This window comes from Paraburkholderia sp. SECH2 (assembly GCF_030464795.1).
GTDB classification, from domain to species: Bacteria; Pseudomonadota; Gammaproteobacteria; order Burkholderiales; family Burkholderiaceae; genus Paraburkholderia; species Paraburkholderia aspalathi.
In genome coordinates this window covers 54,897-71,986 of record NZ_JALPRH010000015.1, presented here as the reverse complement: position 1 = coordinate 71,986, position 17,090 = coordinate 54,897, and the positions used below count along the sequence as shown (strand labels likewise).

Here is a 17,090-nt window from a genome sequence, read left to right as displayed (position 1 = left end):
GATGGCCGATATCGCCACCGTGTTTGGCTGGATGCCGGCGGCGATGGACGATTTTTACCTGGACGAGTTAATGGAGTGGCGTGAACGTGCGCGCCGACGCTCAGGGTCAGAATGAGGGAAGTGAATGACGATGGATAACGCCCTGAAACTTCGCGTCATGTTCGACATGATCGACAACATGACGAAGCCCCTTAAAACCATGCTGGCAGGTCATAAGGGGCTTGCCAACTCGCTCAAGAACACCCGGCGCGAGCTGGCCGAGATGGGCAAGACTCAGAAGGCCATCGCTTCGTTCCGTGAAATGCGCGCCGGGCTCGACGCGACCGGCACGCAGCTCGCCACCACGCGCGGCAACGTCAGGAAACTGGCCGAGTCGCTGCGCGCGATGGGGCCACCGTCGCAACGGATGATTGCCGATCTGCAGGGCGCACGCGAGGCAGCCCGCGCGGCCTCGCAGCAACACAAGGCGCAGACTCAGGCCGTCAACGAACTGCGCACGAAACTCGAATCCGCCGGCGTCAACACGCGCAACCTGTCGCAGCACGAGCGCGAGCTGCGTGCCAACATGGCGGCGACCACCGCGGCGATGAACGCGCAGGCCGCGAAGCTCGAGCAAATCAGCGAGCGCGAGCGGCGTGTCGCCGCCGCGCGCAGGAGCATGCAGACCATGCAGGGCGTCGCGGCCGGGATGGCGGTCGGCGGCTATGCCGCGAAGGCCACCGGCATGCACATGATTGGCGATCTGCGCGAGACGCTGGACGAATCGAAGAAGGCCGAAGCCGAAGGGATGCGCATCAAGGCGCTCGGCCTCGGCGATCATGCCTCGGCCGACGCGGTCAAGTACGCGCGCGCCATGAAGCTATACGGTGTATCGACGACCGATAACCTCACCATGATGCGCGATTCACTGACAATCTTCGCGGACGAACATCACGCGCAAATGGTGATGCCAACGCTCGGCAAAATGAAGTTCGCCAATGAAGCCATGTTCGGCGCGGAGGATGCGCATGCGAACGAAGAAAAGTTCATGAACATGCTGAAGGTGATCGAGCTGCGCGGCGGCACGAAGAACGAAGCCACGTTCAAGGACGAAGCGAACATGGTGCAGAAAGTCCTGACCGCTACCGGCGGCCGTGTGGGCGGCGACGAGTGGCGCAACTTCATCCAGACCGGCGGCGTCGCGGCCAAACAGATGCGCAAGGACGCGTTCTATTACCAGATGGAGCCGCTTATTCAGGAAATGGGCGGCCACGCTGTCGGCACCGGGCTCATGTCCGCTTACAGCAACGTCTACCAGGGCAAGACGACCGTAAAAGCGGCCAAACAGATGATGGCGCTCGACCTGCTCGATAAAAAGAAGGTCGAGTACAACAAGATCGGCATGATCAAACAGATCCGGCCGGGCGCGCTCGCCGGCGGCGACATGCTCAAGGCCTCGCCGCTCGAATGGCTTGAAAAGGTTCTGTTGCCGAAGCTGGCCGCGAAGGGCATCACCGACCCCGACAAGGTCAAGGACATGATTGCGACGATTTTCACGAATCGCACCGCGGCGAATCTGTTCACGACGATGTACATGCAGAAGGACCAGATTCACAAGAACGAAAAGCTCAACACCGGCGCCGATGGCATCGACGAGCTGAACACCAAAGGCCAGCAGCTCACGGCCGGCCGTGAGATTGCAGCGCTCTCGCAACTGCGCGACCTGAAACTGGAAATCGGTGAGAAGGTCTCCCCGCTCTATAACGCTGGCCTGCAGGCAACGGCGGCCGCGACAGAGAAGGTCGTCTCCTTCATGCGCGAACACAGCACGGCGGCGAAGGCAATCATCGTCACTCTGGCCGCACTGGCGGCGCTGCTTGTCGTCGCTGGCACGCTGACGATTGCGCTCGCCGGCATTCTCGGACCGATGGCGATTCTCAAATTCAGCATGACGACGCTCGGCATGCAGGGCGGCATTCTCGCCCGCGTGCTTGGCCTGGGTGCGGGCGCGTTCCGGATGCTCGGCTCGGCGATCATGTTCGTCGGCCGCATGATGCTGATGAACCCGATTGGCCTCGCGATCGCCGGCATCGCGCTTGCCGCGTTCCTGATCTATCAGTACTGGGAGCCGATCAAGGGGTTTTTCGGCGGGCTATGGGACCAGGTGCGCGGCGTGTTTGCCGGCGGGATCGGCGCGATCTGCGCATTTATCCTCAACTGGTCACCCCTCGGCCTGTTCTACCAGGCCTTCGCGGGCGTGCTGTCATGGTTCGGGATCGACATGCCGGCCAAGTTTTCGGAGTTTGGCGCGAACCTGCTTTCTGGCCTCGTGAACGGCATTACCAGCGGACTGGGCGCCGTGAAAGACGCGATCGTCAACGTCGCCAGCTCGACCGTTGGATGGTTCAAGGAAAAACTCGGCATCCATAGCCCAAGCCGCGTGTTCGGCGAGCTGGGCGGGTTCATCAGCGAGGGCGCGGCGGTCGGCATGGAAAGCGGACAGGGCAGGGTAGCCAAGGCCGCGATCGGCCTCGCGGCAGTCGCTGCGACCTCGTTCGCCTCGCCGGCGATCGCCGTGCCGCTCGTACGACCTACCGTGCCATTCGATACCCGGCCACCCCTGACAGCGACGCCAGTGGCCGGAGATGCGGCTGGCGCTGCAGGCGCAGCAGGGCAAACCATCATCAATATCTATCCGGCCCGCGGCGACGACCCGGCCGCGATCGCGCGAGCGGTTGAGGCCGCACTGGATCGCCGTGATCGCGCAAGGCAATCGCGCATCGGCTCGCGCCTGTCTGACTAGGAGAACCCGACATGATGCTGTCACTCGACCATTTCGTTTTCAGTCTCACCACCGCTCCATACAAGGAGCTACAGCGTCAACGTAACTGGAAGCACCGCACCAGCTCACGCGTTGGCGTACGCGATGCGAGCCAGTACAACGGCCCCGGGGATGACACGATCACGCTTAACGGTATGGTCGCAGCCGACAACAAGATCGGCACGCGTGCGTCGCTCGACGAGCTGGGCAAGATGGGCGATGCAGGCGATGCCTATGTTCTGGTCGATGGGATGGGGACGGTATTCGGCGCGTTCATCATCGACGGTCTGAACGAAACGGCGACATATCACACGCCCGAAGGCATTCCGCGCAAGATCGAATTCAGTCTCACATTGAAGCGCGTCGCCGATGAAACATTGGCGGCGCTACAGGGTGACGGAAAGGAGACAGAGAGCGCAGCCGCAAGCCGGCTGAACGATATCAGGGCTGTCTCAAAGGTGGCATCCGATGCTGTAGAGCGGGTTAAGAACCTGTCTCTCAACAGCATCAAGGCCGGCGCGATCACTGTCGCAGCGACGATGGCGCCGGGCGCCGCAGAAGCCGCGATCAAGGGACTCTCAACGGGAAGCGGCGAAGCACTCGACAAGGCATTAAGCGCGGCCAAAGATATATCGTCCGGTAATGGCGAAGCGGTCGCTGGCGTCGTTTCGTACATTCTCGAAAAATCGGGCGGCGCATGACAAACCAGACGCCCGCGATCGCGCGCCGGCAACCGCAGGCCGATTACCGCATCACGCTCGACGGTCGGGATCTGTCGCGTCTGATCGCGCCGAGCCTCATCAGCCTGTCGCTTAAGGAGTCTCGCAGCGACGAAGCCGATACGATCGATCTCGTCATAGACGACTCAAAAAACACATTCGCTATTCCGAAGCGCGGCGCGAACATCAAGGTAGCGATCGGATGGGTCGGCGAGCCGCTAGTCGATAAGGGGACGTTTTCTGTCGATGAAGTCGAGCATAGCGGCACGCCCGATATCCTGACGATCCGCGCGCGATCGGCGTCGATGACAAACCAGATGCACGAGCGGCGCGAACAGAGCTGGCACGCGCAGACTATCGGCTCCATCGTGCGCGCCATTGCCGGCCGCCACTCCCTCAAGGCGGCGATCGCCGACGCACTCGCTACGGTTGCGATCGCGCACATCGACCAGACGCACGAAAGCGACATGTCTTTTCTGACGCGCCTCGCCAAGCGTTACGACGCCGTGATGAACGTCAAGGATTTGAACCTGCTGTTCATGCCCATAGGCTCTGGCAAGTCGGCGAGCGGGAGGGCGCTGACGGTACTGAACCTGACGCGTGCAGACGGTGACACGCACCGTTATCACGTCGCGCAGCGTGAGAGCTATTCGGCCGTGCGCGCGCACTACCACTCAAACAACAAGGGAAAGCGCAAGTCTGTCGTCGTCGGAGGCGAAAACAACAGGAATGTGAAGGTGCTGCCGGAGGACTATGCGACTGAAGCTGAGGCGCGGGCGGCCGCCGAAGGCGAGTTTGCACGCACGCAGCGCAGTCAGGCGACGTTCTCTTACCAGCTCGCGCTCGGCCGGCCTGAGGTGTTCCCCGAGCTGCCGGTGAACGTCGCCGGGTTCAAACCGGAGATCAACGAAACGCCCTGGCTCGTGAAGGAAGCAACACATACGCTCAACGGCGATGGCGGGCTTACCACGTCGCTCGAGATGGAAGTACGGGACGACCCGACGACCGACCGGCACCGCTCGCATTTTCGGAAAGGAGGGCAGTAGCAACCGCGCACAAAAAAACAAACCTCTGAGGTAGGCCTTTGAATTTCAGAACAATGTCGTCGTCTATACGGCACAACACGTGTGTTATGGCGTCATCCAATGTTCGGAGTACGGCCGCTCACGGTTATCGAGAATTACGTACTGGGCCATGCATCGACGTTTTCCGGCTTGATCGCGACAAAGCGACGATCGTGACCGGCGGCCGCGACTTTTGGCAGTGGCTTGTCAGTAATTGCAACAAAGGACCATAGATCGGATTCACCAGATATTGGAGCGCGTGGCCACAAGCAAGCGACAAGCACATGACGCGGCGGATTGCGTTGTCCTGACGCTTACTTTTGCTGCGTATGTGCGCTTGCGCACATACTTCATCATCGGGGGGGCGCTTTCTCCACACCATTCGCTATTTTTAATAAGGCGTGGCTTTTGCGCCTCCTTAGGAGAACGTTGTGAATCTACCGCATAGTGTCGCGCTGGCGATAAGTCTGGTGCTCGCAAACTCGTGTTTCGCGGCGTGCGCTCCTGCGGATACTCAATGCCTGCTGCGTGAGCAGCACAAGCTGCAGCAGGGATGGGCAAGTCCGCAGGTAGTTAATCCAACGATGGTGCCACAGCAACAGATGGCACCGCAGCAACAGATGGTGCCTCAGCAACAGATGGCATTGCCACAGCAAGCGCAGATGCAGAGTCCGATGCAACCGCCACAGATGCCTTCTGTAACAAATCGCTGTGGGACGAACGTCGGTGTTTGCGCCGTCAACGGTTACGCTCCCGCGGGGACTGCGTGTTGGTGCGGAGACAATGCTGGAAATCAATTTCCGGGTCAGCTTTTTTGACTTCTCCAAATGGCGAAAACACTTTGGCTCATTGGTTGCATCGTCGTCCTCGCCTGCACGGGAGTGTTCGTCTATTTCTCCACTCAAACCGCAGGCAGGATTAACATCACCAAAGATCAGTTGCTGGCCGACGTCGCCGCGATGGATCACTGCCAAGTCTCGACGATTACCACGCTGAAGCCGGAGGAAAAAAACAACGTTTTCCTTCTGGTAAACGTGTCGCAATACTGCTTTAGCAACGCAGTCAGGCGCGCACAACTGGTGGACTTTACTATTAACCGGACGGTCTTCGCAGAACAGAACTACGAAAACCATATATTGCTCTGGATGGTGGTTGCAATAACTATCTCGGGCGTGGCTCTTTCCGCGGTCCAGTTATTTTCTGCCTATCGGCTCGCTGAAGCTGCAAAGCTTGCGGTTCTACCAGATATGGGGGGAGGGATCGATGTCGACTCGAGTGGCAAGCTATCTTTCAAATCGTCGGTTACCGGTTTAATGATCCTGGTGGTGTCGCTCGCGTTCTTTATCGTTTTCGTCAATTCCATTTACTCCCTGACCGATCGGTTCTTGGATCCGGCCGAATGCGCTGCCAGCGACTCGGAAAAGAAAACACTGAACGCTGCGCTGCCACCAGCAGTAGCCACATCCTCAGTAAAGTCGCTCGCTGCCTCGGAGCCCAAAATGCTTTCGACTGGCGGAATTGGCCAGCCTCCGGCGAGTGCTCCTCCCTCATCGAAGAAAGGTGGCTAGTCTTCTGCCAACACGGCCTCTGCGAAGCAATCTAAACGGGCGTCGGCCCGCCAGAAGGTAGATGTGGAATGTAATGCTCCTTAGGATTGCGCACAAACAAAAAGCCCGCTGACGCGGGCCCTTGAATTTCAGAACAACGTTGACGTTTGTACGGCACAACGCGTGCATCATGCTGCCATCCGATGCTCGTAATACGGTCGTTCGCGGTCATCGAGAATGGCGTATTGGGCCGCCAGTTCGGACGGATTCGGATTGAGCCACGCATCAACGTTTTCTGGCTTGATCGGGACGATGCAGCGATCATGACCCGCGGCCGCGACCTCTGGCGGAGGCTCGTCGGTAATCGCAGCAAACGACCATAGATCGGGTTCACCAGGTATCGGCGTACGTGACCACAGGCAAGCGACCAGCATCTGTTGTGGCGGTGTCGGGTCGAATTGCAAAACGACATTTTTTCCGTTCTGGTCAACGTTCTCATAGAAACGATTCACGATCATGATGCCGTGGCTATAGCCGAACAGCTTGCCCCATACGCGCTTCAAGTTGTCTCGTCGGGCGTTGTACGTCCCCGGCTTTTCCTTCTCCGTCTGCTCGGTCCAACCCGGTAACCGGCAGCGATATCGCATAGGGACAACGATGCGGCGGCCGTCCCGAACGATCATCACCGGGGCATACCAGCCAGGGTAGATCCGCGAATCCGAATCCTTCAATGTGGTGCGCTTCAGGTCGGCAAGTCGGCGCGCTGCGGCGTCGATCTTGTCGGAGGCGATCCGCTTGCTTTCAGTGGCGGCTTTTGTCGCTTTCGTTGCCAGAATCCGCTCTGCATCGGCGAGCCGCGTGCGCTGTTTGAAAAGCTCCTGCTCAAGCTTGGTCGTCCGCAGTGCGTTGCTTTCAGCAATCAGTGCCTGAATGCGGCGCTCGTCATCGGTCGTGGCGTCAGAAAACGCTGCCTCCATTGCCATGGGGGCCTTGAGTTCCCGGCCGCCATGTTCCCAGTACAACTCCGCGAATTCCCGGAGGCTCATGGCTGCACCGAACATCTTTATGTACTTCTTGTAGTCCGCCTCAATCTGGGCCGAATAGCACATAGATACCTCCCTCGAACCTTCCAATGATAGTGCCAGATGCAAACAGAACTATCCCGGCTATACTGTATATCCATACAGTATTGTGCAGTACGGCCATGCGTCATCGTCGCCCACTAACCGCCGCTGAACTGGCCGAAATTTACGATCGCGAGCCGACAGAAACCGTTCTGCGGCTGCTGCAGGAGATTCATCGCTTGCGATCGACGATAATCCGCGCCGATCAGATCCGACGGATGATTGGCAAGGGCGGAACCGCTTATGTGGCGGGAAGCGTATGGGAATGCTTTGAGCGGGAATTGGATGCCGAGCCGTGCCTGACAGACCCTCCCACGCCGCGGCAACAGAAACTTTGCGAAGCGATCATGCGCAATTTGGAAGAGGGGCGGAGAAACGGCAGAAGGAGATGAATGTATGTTCGTAGACGAACTGAAGGGACCGTGGCTGGACTACTGGGTAGAACGTGCCGAGCGACGTGATGACGATCCGGAGACGTCCAGCGTAGTGCAGGCAACGCGCAAGTTTTCATCGGATTACGCCTTGGCTCGGCCGATTATCGATCGGCATGGCATCGTTATTGGAACAATCCATGACGCGGAGCTGGGAACCAAGGCGATTGCGTGCGTGGGGACGGTGACACTAGGCGGCGTTAGGGCCGACGACGATCGGTACTGGCTAGGGGACTCCGAACTCGAAGCCGCGATGCGTTGCTACGTTGGCGTCACGTTCGGGCCGGAAGTTGCCTGAATACTGTTCAAAACTCACGAAGGGTACCTGCCGAACTAGAGCTTTGGCTTAACGACGCTACACCGGCCCACGAATCGAATGGACGTCAGATAGGGCGTGAGAGTTACCTTCTTGTTCTTCTGATCGTAGTCCGTTCGAAGCTGGTTGCTCAGGTACTCCGAGGTGACGCTCATGTTCACCCGGTCGATCACCAGGATGTCCAAGGTGTAGGCGCTGGCTTTGTGCGTTGCCATGAAGCGGTCATTGGAGGCCGCATCTGTTACCTGCAGCCAGTCCGAAATGTAACGCATGCGCCCAACAGAGCAATCAGTCGAGTAGACGTAGTTAGTGCTTGTGGTGCTGCACAAGTTGTACAGCTCGTCCGCAAAGGTTCCTCCGCCACTCTCCGTGAGCACATTGCCCCGAAGCGTGTAGGTGCCGACTACATTTGGATCGCGGTTAGGCACCAGCACATCTTTCGGGGCGTTTATACCCACTGACGACTGCTCTCCAGAGCATTGCAGGATGACCTGGGGGAGCGTCTCAGCTCCTGCACGGAAACAGACGGTGACGAGCAGTATCGTGACAGATGCACTTATCGCACTTTTTTTCATGCCTTTCCCCCGGTATTGTTCTCGCCGCACTTTAGCGCACCAGGGCTAGTTAATTCCGGCGGCTTTGGACCTGAGCCACCTAGTCCGCGACTCCACATATCGTTGGCTAGCGAGCGCTTTCAGGTCGGCCAGCAACACCGCGGCACGTTCGTCACCCCTATTGATCGTGTCGAGGCACGAGTTGAGGCGAGCCACGATCTCGGCGTCTTTCATCTGCTCGTGGTTGGACGCTACGAGGTAGAAGTTCAGCCGAAAGGCGCGAATCTGCTGGTACGCGAACGCCACGTCTTCCGCGAGCTTGCCGCCGAGTAAGCCAATCTTGCCTACGCTGCTCTCGTAAATTGGATCATTCGGAGTCTCGATGGGGCGGAGCGGCGGGCGATTCCCTTGCTCAACTGCGGCTTTCAAGCCGGTCAGCACAGTCCGTAGCAGCGGGAACGCCTGCATGTGCGAGCCTAGCTCACCCGCCAACGCACCCGCCAGCGCGGTGCCGTCCCTGAACCGGCGATAATCTTCGGCCAAGAAATTGTTGACGTAGCCACCCGCCAGCACGCCGATTAATGCGATCAACGCTGCATTACCGTCAGCCATGATTCCCCCGATTTGTCTTTTCAGACGCAGCAGTATTGTGCTGGATTCTGGGTCGATTAGTGCCGGTTCCGGCAGACGAGCGCTGGCCCCGACCGGCAGGATACAGATCTGTTAAAGGCGGGCAGGGGACTGGCTACGGAAAATAAGTTGATCTGGCATAAAACTTATATTACTCTTATAATAGAAGCATGAACGCGATTAACTGGACCCAGAAGGCGGCAAAACAATTGCGCAAGCTTGACCGGCAGCATCAGGTGGCGATTCGTGACGGCGTGAGCACCTTGGCTGCGATGCCAGACTGCCAGAGCGTGAAAGCGCTGACCGATCACGAATACGGCTACCGGCTCCGCGTCGGCAATTACCGGGTCTTGTTCAACTGGGACGGCGCTATCAAGGTCGTCGAGATTGAGGAAGTGAGGAAACGCAATGAACGCACGTACTAACATTCAGATCATCAACGGACCGGACGGCACACCCGCCTATGTCGTGATTCCGTACGCGGAATATGTGGCCGAGCATAGCGCCGAACGCGGCCTGATTCCGCACGAAGTCGTGAGCCTGACGGTTGACGGTGCAACGCCGGTTCGCGCCTGGCGCGAGCATCTTGGCCTGACGCAGGTTGAAGTCGCTGCACGTATGGGCATCAGTCAATCGGCCTACGCACAGCAGGAAGGCAGCGATCGCTTGCGCAAGGCTTCACGCGAAAAGATCGCGACCGCGCTCGGCATCACGGCGGCTCAGCTCGATTTCTGACCGTTCCCAAACCATCCAGATTAAATGGGGCGCAAGACGCCCATTTTTCCGCCTATACGTCCATTAGCCGTCACGATGCCGGTTTGTCGTGCACGTACGCAGGTGGGCCAATGCCCGCAAACATCCGGCCCGAGCGCCACATTCGCGGCAGCTCGACTGCCTGTGTACGCCAGCGCGCGAGTACAGCCGTGAACGTGCCTTCACGCTTGGCGCGTCGGATTTTGTCGACTACGTTCCAGCCGCGTACATATAGCGCAAAGCTGCGCCTGCTGGAAAGGTAATGCGGGGCGTGAACGCCGACCCACGCGAGCAATTCAGCAGGCGGAACGTCCGGAGCTGTGGGATCGGGGTCGATATTGGCCACTACAGGCGTTTCGTCGGCCGACATGCAGTCGCTGAAATTGCCTTGCGTCGCGGAGGTTTCAAGGGCGAGCAGGCGAAGCATTTCGATGCGATGCCAAGGTATTGGCGAACGGCCAGCGACGTAGTTGCGGATCGTGCGCGAGCAACAGCGCAATGTTCGAGCGACTGCGGCGATTGAAAGACCGTTGGTTAGGGCGAGAAACTCTTGCAGGCAGCCATGCCGTTGTTCTGCAGACACCTGGAATCCTGCTGGAAATCGGAAGCGGCGCGTAATCTAACGTAAACGTTACAAAACTTACAAATAGATACAGCCGATCGCCGAACGTAGTCCGAGGTGAGCAAGTTAGCGAAACAATTTTACATAAGATAAATTATCAACAATAAGTTTGTCAGAGCTTTTTAGTAATGTCCGGTTCTGACTCATTAGAAATGTCCGGTTCCCGGCTCCGGGCTGGCTGCTGTGGCGCATGCTACGGCATCCCAGCGGTGCCCGGAACCAGACCATGCGATCGTACTGGCGGCAGAACGCGGGAATAATCAACGCCTGCACCGGTGATGCACGCCCGTCCAACGGTTTATTGCAGAGACCGGTGGGCGCTCATAGTTTCGAGTCCTGGTACAGCGTATCGCGCGGGAAGAACATGCGTGGCTCAAAAGGTGGCAGCCTCACGGTCGCTCCTGCCGCAGTCAGTTGGACATTGCAGGTCTGATCGATCTGCTTACCGCTCCTGTAAATGAATGCGCCGGGGCCGCCATTACATTCTCAGTGTGTTGGACGAGGCGCATTTCACGCCCATTCGAAAGGGATCTCGTGACGACGAACCCGTCCGCGTAGGCTGTGGTCACGCCGACGAGGGCGACTACTCCGATTACGACCTTCGCAATCAGCATGATGGGATCTCCGGGTGCGGCTGCGTGGGACATTGGCTGGAGCCGATGCGTATTGATCATATTAGATCGCGCAGCTTGCAAATTCCAACATCGACCTATGTTCAACCTTTATGGACTTGCGGCGGTCTTGCACGACCGCGCTGGGGCTGAAGCCCAGCCGCGCGGATGCCAACGCGCTCAGCACGTCAGCATCCGCCAACCTATCCCTACACCGAAATCAACGCCGCAATCTGCTCCGCACTGAGCGCATTACGGTAGATGCGAAACTCGTCGATCAATCCATTGAAATACGGATCGGCTGAAAATTGCGATCGCCCAATCCAGTTCTGACTGGTGCTTTCCACACGGAACGGCGCAAACGACATTGCCGTGTTGGAGCCGATCTCCGCACCGTTCAGATACAGCGTGCCGACGTTGCCCGATAACGTCACCGCGACGTGCGCCCACTGCCCGGTAGGCAAGGCGACATTGCCGTTGATGTCCTGCTCGCCCGAGCCGCCATTAAGCGTGATGGCAAAGCGCGCGAGTCCGTTATTGGCGCGCGGGGTCAGCATCATGTAGCGCCCCGTGCCGGAACCGAAATCAAATACACGCTCCCAGTTCTTTACTGCGTTCCAGTACACCCACGCCGCGATCGTAAAGTCCGACACGTCGGCCACGATGTTGTCCGGCAGGCTGACATAGCCCGTGTTTCCGTCGAGGGATACGGCATTACCCTTCTTGCCAACCGCCCTGCTCGCACCGCCGACCAGTGTGCCGGAATGCCCGTTTCCGCTCGAATCCGCCGCACTGATGCCACTGCTTTCGTCGAATGCCAGGTAGGTCTGCAGTTGCACCGCCGTGACCGCAACGGCCTCGTTAGACGCGGCCGATTCGCCGGCCGGTGTCACCGCGGTCACGACGTAGTAATAGGAGCCGGCTGAGAGACCGCTGTCCGTATAGCTGAGCAGGTCGGTGACACCAGTTGCAATCGACGTGTAAGGTCCGCCAGACGTGGTGCTGCGCTTGACGTTATAGCTCGTCGCGTACGCCGTGCCCCACCACGACAGAACGACCTCCCCTCCGCTTGCAATCGCGACGAGCGCGCTTGGCGCTACACCGCTTGCGATCGCATCCAGCGTGCAGGTCAGCGTCCCGTAGCCCAATTGGTCGTAGCCACCGCTGTTCGGTCCATAGTTGCCTCCGCCACCTTCGGGCTGGACCAGTGTCGCGAACTTCTGCGTGTAAGGCGCGGCCAATCCCTTGCGATTGACGTAGTGGTTGTAGACCAGTGCCCAGCAAGGCCGCACCGTCCCTTGAGCCGAAGTCGAAAACGCCGTCTGGTTCACTTTGTCTACATTGGTGTAGCGGGCAAAAGGCACAGTGTAGAAAGTCGTGCCCGACTCGATCAGGTTGCTTTTCGCAACGTACTCCGCCCCCATGAGGAAGCGGTTGTTGTCGTAACCGTAGAGATCGACACCCTGATTCCAGGCCATTTCGCAGATCGCTCCCGCCAGCGCGATGCCGAGCGTGGCGTGCCCTTGGTCACGTCCCGACTCTTGCCATTGACCCAGGTAGCCCGGGTGGACGTAGTAGACGGCCTGCAAAATCGCGCCGTTGCCCGCGCCGCTTTTGAAGTACGTGACAGCTTCATCGAATAGCGACTGGTCGTCGCATAGCACACCAATAGCCATGATCGATGCCACGTTGCACAGATCCCAGTTGGCCCAGTAGTGAGTCACCTCGGTGTTGTTGTGCCGATTGATGAAATCGTGGTTGATCGGATAGAAGACGTTGCGCATCATGCTCTGGAAGCTCGCGAAGTCCGCGGCTGCCCAACCTGAATAGGTGCGCATGATTTCACCGGCATTGGCGAATTCATAGCCGTAGATACCGGCCGCGAGATCGGCGTCGGTATTGCCACCGATCCCGGTCAACGCCGACGACCAGGCGTTCATGATCTGCACTGCCTTGTCGGCATAAGCGGTGTTGCCAGAGACTTTCCAGCGCAATGCGCATGCGTACGCCGCCGCGACGTCATTGAACAGCAAGGAGTAGTTCTGCGAATGCACTCCGTCGCTACCCCGATAGACGACTGCCTGTGGGCGCGCTGTCCACGACAGGCTTGCATGACTGTTCGAGATCAGGATGTTCCAGCTATCGATCCACGGAGACGCTTGCGCCGCGACCTTCTGGCTCATCCGATCGAAGTCGGCCTGGGTATGCAGCAGACCTGGATGCACAAACGCGCCGGACGACGAACTGCTCAGCACCGCAGCTCGTGATGCGGCCGCCGACAGCGATGACTGGGACCCCTGAGCCGACGATGTTCCTCCACCGTCGCCGCCGCAGGCGGACAGAGCCAACGCGCCCAGGCTGTACAGAAATGTGCGACGCGAAATGCCCTCAGCGATTTGCTCCTGCATCGCCATGGTGTTGGAGTGCCCAGACCGTGTTGCAGGCGCGTCTGAGTTTACGTGTGCTCGTTGTGTATCGACCTTGCTCGATTTCGACCTCGTCATGCTCTTCTTCTCTCCGAATGAGACGGTCCCGATGGTTTTTTATGGAGCCATTCTGGGTGCCGTCAGTTGTTGGCAAACGTTTGCTTTTGCGGCCGCGATTTGTGCCGTCCGCGTTCAGATGCGGATAACACCATTGCGGCCTTTTTCCTGATGCAGTTCAATGAGTGTTATTGAAGATTCCACTCGCCTCGTGAAACACACGCAGTCGCAGTCTGATTAATTTCGATAAATGATGACTAAAAATGCGGAAAGAAATTGGTATCGACCACGGCGCCAGGTCTACTGATGGTCCCTGCATCATCAAGGTATACGGCCGATTAAATTCAGTCTGAAGGGGGAAATGTAGATTGCTTCTATAGATTAAGGTAATTTATTGTGAGAGATACGCCCTCAAAAAATATTCAATAAAAAATAAGGAAATCCCTATATATAAATCAGGATTTGCTTACGGCAAAGAATAGAAATCTCATATAGTGTGCGCATTGCCATATATGGCAATGCATGCCGCGACTGTTGTCAGGTCTGACCGTCGGCAGCGGGCTGAGGAGTGTCAATAGCTTCCGCATGAAGCAACGCCGTTCCGCTCACTGCGCACGCAACGCCCATCAAACGTCGACCAACGATTCACCTCCCCCTTTTTTCACATCCTGTTCAGTCCAAATGAGGCCAGGCGAAATCGGACGCAGTTGTGCAAGACTTCTATCAGATTGACCACATGATTCACACGGGCGGGGCGCACATGGATGAGAAAGTGACTTATGTGTACGAGTACACGGGTGGCTTTGGCACATACCGTACTACCGGTACACGGGCAGCACATCAACTTCCTCTTGTCGGCGATAACGTAACAATGAAGGTGGACGACCTGGGATTCGATGGCGTGCTGAAAGTGAAGTCACGACTCTTCGACTATGACAAATCGGGCGCATTGACTGTCATTCTGAGTCTGTCTCATACGGTCGTTTAGGATCGCTCAGCGACTAACCTGACCTGTGCAGCGGTGAATGCCAACGCAGTCGCACGCCAAATATCGCGGAAACTCACTCCGCCTTGCAACGTGCTCGATGAGCCCCTTCCCTCTAACAGCGCTCGGATATACGGCGTACGTCTATACGATCAAGATGACAGTCTCTAGAGACTGTCGCAGGTAATCCACCACGCATGACAACATTTAACGTGACAACCCCGTCTGCCGTGCGTCTGAAAGGCACTATAGTAGAGAGGACTTCCAGCCAGCAGAAGGAGTTCGAGTATGAAATCACGCACCTATCGCATCGCAGCTACAGGAATGCTGATCGCAGCATTGCTACCTGTCCCGGCCGCTCAGGCGCAGCTCGGTAACCTGCTCAATCAGGGCTCGGGTGGTGGATCGTCCGGCGGCCTCGGGAGCCTTGGCGGCATGGGCAGTGCCTTGTCAGGACAGTCGCTCACGTCCGGCAGCACCAGCAACGTCGCGGGTGTGCTGGACTTCTGCATCAAGAACAACTATCTCAGCGGCGGCAGCGCGTCTTCGGTCAAGGACTCGCTGATGAGCAAACTGCCGGGCGGCTCCAGTTCGGCCTCGACGGACAGCGGCTATACCAATGGTGCCAAGGGCATCTTGAGCAGCGGCGACGGCAAGCAACTGGACCTGAGCGGTGGCGGCCTGAAAGAACAGGTCACGAAACAGGTCTGCGACAAGATTCTCGCCCAGGGGAAATCCTTGCTGTGAGCGGGTGTGGAACATGTTGATGCAGAACACGGAATCCGATACGCCCCTCGAACTGCCCGCACATAGTTCGCCATGGAGCATCTTCTGCATTTTCCTGCGGCTCGGCCTGACCTCGTTCGGTGGCCCTGCCGCCCATCTCGGCTACTTCCGCGACGAGTTCGTTAAACGCCGCCGTTGGCTCGATGAACACACGTTTAGCGATCTGGTCGCGCTGTGCCAGTTTCTGCCGGGCCCCGGCAGCAGTCAGGTCGGTATCGCGATCGGCCGCTTTCGTGGCGGAATCGCGGGCGCGTTGGCGGCCTGGCTCGGCTTCACGCTGCCGTCGGTGCTGTTGATGGTCGCGTTTGCCTACGGTTTCACCCACCTGGCAGAGGCAAACGGGCTTCATCTGCTGCGCGGCCTCAAACTCGCTGCGGTCGCCGTCGTTGCGCAGGCAGTCTGGTCGATGGGACGCACGCTCTGCCCCGACCGCGCCCGCGTCACGATCGCGGCTGCGTCAGCCATCGCGGTGATCGTGCTCGGCGCAACTTATGGCCAGATCGCATCGATCGTCGTGGCGGGTATCGCCGGTGCCCTGCTTCTGAAATCATCGACCGAGGTGCCGCGCGCGCCGCTCGGCATGCCCGGCACGAAGGCTGGCGCCCTTCTTTGCCTCGCCGTCTTCGGGCTGTTGCTGTTCGGCTTGCCTGCTGCGGCCGCCTTGCTGCATGCGTATCCACTCGACCTGTTCGCTGCGTTCTACCGGGTCGGCTCACTGGTGTTCGGCGGCGGCCATGTCGTGCTGCCTTTGCTGGAAGCGGTCGTCGTGCCGCGCGGTTGGCTCTCGACCAATTCTTTCATGGCCGGCTACGGCGCAGCCCAGGCGATACCGGGTCCGCTATTTACTTTCGCGGCGTTTCTAGGCGCCGCCAGCACCGGTTATCCGGCGGGTATAGGCGGTGCGCTGATCGCCACCATTGCAATTTTTCTGCCGTCGTTTTTGCTGGTCGGCGCCGCGTTGCCGCTGTGGGGCGAACTGCGGGCATTCGCGTCGATGCGCCGGGCGATGGCCGGCATCAACGCTGCCGTGGTCGGCATTCTGCTCGCCGCGCTCTACGATCCCGTCTGGACCAGCGCGGTGCACAGTGGACGCGATTTCGCCCTCGTCATCGTGGCGCTCGCTTTGCTCGGCTGGTGGCGCCTGCCTTCATGGGCCGTGGTGCTGCTCACGGCGCTGCTCGCGTGGTGGGTCGTCTGAATTCCCTTCCACCATCGTTCCCCGCCTGAATCGGCGCGGGCATTCGACGTCAGGCGCGAAATCTGCTGCTCGATAGACCCGTTGATCGCATGTGCCGGATTCGCCCTGCTGCAGGCCGGTTCGGGCACGCGACTTCAACGGCCCAATCGGGGCGACCGGTAACGTTTTCCATAGCAGGCAAGCTGGTCCCGTCCGTCGAACGAAAAGGAGAACAACGATGACCCTGCTCATTTATCTCGTAGGTTGGATCATTCTGATAGGCGGCGTGGCGTGGGGACTGATGGCGCTGCATGTTGCACAACATACGATCGCGATCGTCGCGGTCGTCATGCTCGGCCTCGCGGTGATCACCGGCGCCACGCGAACCCGTAACCGCGACCGGTCATAGCGCCAGGCACGTTCTCATTCCACCCTTACATTTTGTCATGCTATGATGCGAATCGTTCTCATTTACAAGGGCGCCGCAT

Annotated in this window: 17 protein-coding genes and 2 pseudogenes; 13 read left to right on the top strand and 6 right to left on the bottom strand. The window is 58.7% G+C overall.

Annotated features, from left to right (window positions below; translation table 11 throughout):
- The first annotated feature begins 1 nt into the window (after window position 1).
- The 4 genes and pseudogenes from M0D66_RS23325 to M0D66_RS23310 all read left to right on the top strand — a co-directional run bounded on the left by M0D66_RS23325 (window position 2) and on the right by M0D66_RS23310 (window position 4,565).
- Window positions 2-115, top strand: coding sequence for a GpE family phage tail protein (locus tag M0D66_RS23325; protein WP_266211685.1), 114 nt, complete (start codon window positions 2-4; stop codon window positions 113-115).
- Window positions 116-130: 15 nt separating this feature from the next.
- Complete coding sequence (locus M0D66_RS23320) at window positions 131-2,782, top strand: phage tail tape measure protein (protein ID WP_266211715.1); 2,652 nt, start codon at window positions 131-133, stop codon at window positions 2,780-2,782.
- Window positions 2,783-2,793: 11 nt separating this feature from the next.
- Window positions 2,794-3,180, top strand: a pseudogene (locus tag M0D66_RS37980) (phage tail protein); the annotation flags it as partial.
- Window positions 3,181-3,497: 317 nt separating this feature from the next.
- Window positions 3,498-4,565: a phage late control D family protein gene (locus M0D66_RS23310; RefSeq protein ID WP_266211683.1), complete on the top strand. Its 1,068-nt coding sequence runs from the start codon at window positions 3,498-3,500 to the stop codon at window positions 4,563-4,565.
- A gap of 84 nt (window positions 4,566-4,649) precedes the next feature.
- On the opposite strand, the pseudogene M0D66_RS23305 reads toward M0D66_RS23310, so the two are convergent.
- Window positions 4,650-4,879, bottom strand: a pseudogene (locus M0D66_RS23305) (hypothetical protein); the annotation flags it as partial.
- Between the two features lie 531 nt (window positions 4,880-5,410).
- Here M0D66_RS23305 and M0D66_RS23300 point away from each other — a divergent pair.
- Window positions 5,411-6,151, top strand: coding sequence for a hypothetical protein (locus M0D66_RS23300; RefSeq protein WP_266211682.1), 741 nt, complete (start codon window positions 5,411-5,413; stop codon window positions 6,149-6,151).
- Window positions 6,152-6,318: 167 nt separating this feature from the next.
- On the opposite strand, the gene M0D66_RS23295 is transcribed toward M0D66_RS23300, so the two are convergent.
- Window positions 6,319-7,239 carry an SOS response-associated peptidase family protein gene (locus M0D66_RS23295; protein ID WP_266211681.1) on the bottom strand — a complete coding sequence of 307 codons (921 nt, stop codon included), beginning with the start codon at window positions 7,237-7,239 and terminating at the stop codon, window positions 6,319-6,321.
- A gap of 95 nt (window positions 7,240-7,334) precedes the next feature.
- Between M0D66_RS23295 and M0D66_RS23290 the strand changes: the two genes are divergently transcribed.
- Window positions 7,335-7,646 (top strand): hypothetical protein, encoded by a 312-nt coding sequence (locus M0D66_RS23290; RefSeq protein ID WP_266211680.1) that lies wholly within the window; start codon window positions 7,335-7,337, stop codon window positions 7,644-7,646.
- Between the two features lie 4 nt (window positions 7,647-7,650).
- Window positions 7,651-7,983, top strand: coding sequence for a phage protein NinX family protein (locus M0D66_RS23285; protein WP_266211679.1), 333 nt, complete (start codon window positions 7,651-7,653; stop codon window positions 7,981-7,983).
- Window positions 7,984-8,018: 35 nt separating this feature from the next.
- Here the strand turns inward: M0D66_RS23285 and M0D66_RS23280 are convergent, their stop codons facing one another.
- Window positions 8,019-8,576: a hypothetical protein gene (locus M0D66_RS23280; RefSeq protein WP_266211678.1), complete on the bottom strand. Its 558-nt coding sequence runs from the start codon at window positions 8,574-8,576 to the stop codon at window positions 8,019-8,021.
- Between the two features lie 45 nt (window positions 8,577-8,621).
- Window positions 8,622-9,167: a hypothetical protein gene (locus tag M0D66_RS23275; RefSeq protein ID WP_266211677.1), complete on the bottom strand. Its 546-nt coding sequence runs from the start codon at window positions 9,165-9,167 to the stop codon at window positions 8,622-8,624.
- Between the two features lie 188 nt (window positions 9,168-9,355).
- On the opposite strand from M0D66_RS23275, the gene M0D66_RS23270 reads away from it, so the two are divergent.
- Together M0D66_RS23270 and M0D66_RS23265 are read left to right on the top strand one after the other, a co-directional pair.
- Window positions 9,356-9,610 (top strand): type II toxin-antitoxin system RelE/ParE family toxin, encoded by a 255-nt coding sequence (locus M0D66_RS23270; RefSeq protein WP_200655540.1) that lies wholly within the window; start codon window positions 9,356-9,358, stop codon window positions 9,608-9,610.
- Window positions 9,594-9,920 carry a helix-turn-helix domain-containing protein gene (locus tag M0D66_RS23265; protein WP_266211676.1) on the top strand — a complete coding sequence of 109 codons (327 nt, stop codon included), beginning with the start codon at window positions 9,594-9,596 and terminating at the stop codon, window positions 9,918-9,920. The genes M0D66_RS23270 and M0D66_RS23265 overlap by 17 nt, the downstream gene beginning before the upstream one ends.
- A gap of 70 nt (window positions 9,921-9,990) precedes the next feature.
- Here the strand turns inward: M0D66_RS23265 and M0D66_RS23260 are convergent, their stop codons facing one another.
- On the bottom strand, window positions 9,991-10,521 hold the full coding sequence (locus tag M0D66_RS23260) for an IS21 family transposase (protein WP_301772987.1): 531 nt from the start codon (window positions 10,519-10,521) through the stop codon (window positions 9,991-9,993).
- Between the two features lie 859 nt (window positions 10,522-11,380).
- A complete protein-coding gene (locus M0D66_RS23255; RefSeq protein WP_211706383.1) occupies window positions 11,381-13,585 on the bottom strand; it encodes a LamG-like jellyroll fold domain-containing protein in 2,205 nt (734 codons plus the stop codon).
- Between the two features lie 778 nt (window positions 13,586-14,363).
- Between M0D66_RS23255 and M0D66_RS23250 the strand changes: the two genes are divergently transcribed.
- The 4 genes from M0D66_RS23250 to M0D66_RS23235 all read left to right on the top strand — a co-directional run bounded on the left by M0D66_RS23250 (window position 14,364) and on the right by M0D66_RS23235 (window position 17,011).
- Entirely contained in the window at window positions 14,364-14,642 is a 279-nt protein-coding gene (locus tag M0D66_RS23250; RefSeq protein ID WP_244869745.1) for a hypothetical protein, read from the top strand.
- A gap of 285 nt (window positions 14,643-14,927) precedes the next feature.
- The gene (locus tag M0D66_RS23245; protein WP_093645876.1) at window positions 14,928-15,386 is read left to right on the top strand and encodes a DUF2501 domain-containing protein; all 459 of its coding nucleotides are present in this window, start codon (window positions 14,928-14,930) and stop codon (window positions 15,384-15,386) included.
- A gap of 19 nt (window positions 15,387-15,405) precedes the next feature.
- Entirely contained in the window at window positions 15,406-16,623 is a 1,218-nt protein-coding gene (gene chrA / locus M0D66_RS23240; protein ID WP_200620337.1) for a chromate efflux transporter, read from the top strand.
- 217 nt (window positions 16,624-16,840) lie between these two features.
- Complete coding sequence (locus M0D66_RS23235; protein ID WP_167378525.1) at window positions 16,841-17,011, top strand: hypothetical protein; 171 nt, start codon at window positions 16,841-16,843, stop codon at window positions 17,009-17,011.
- The last annotated feature ends 79 nt before the right edge of the window (window positions 17,012-17,090 follow it).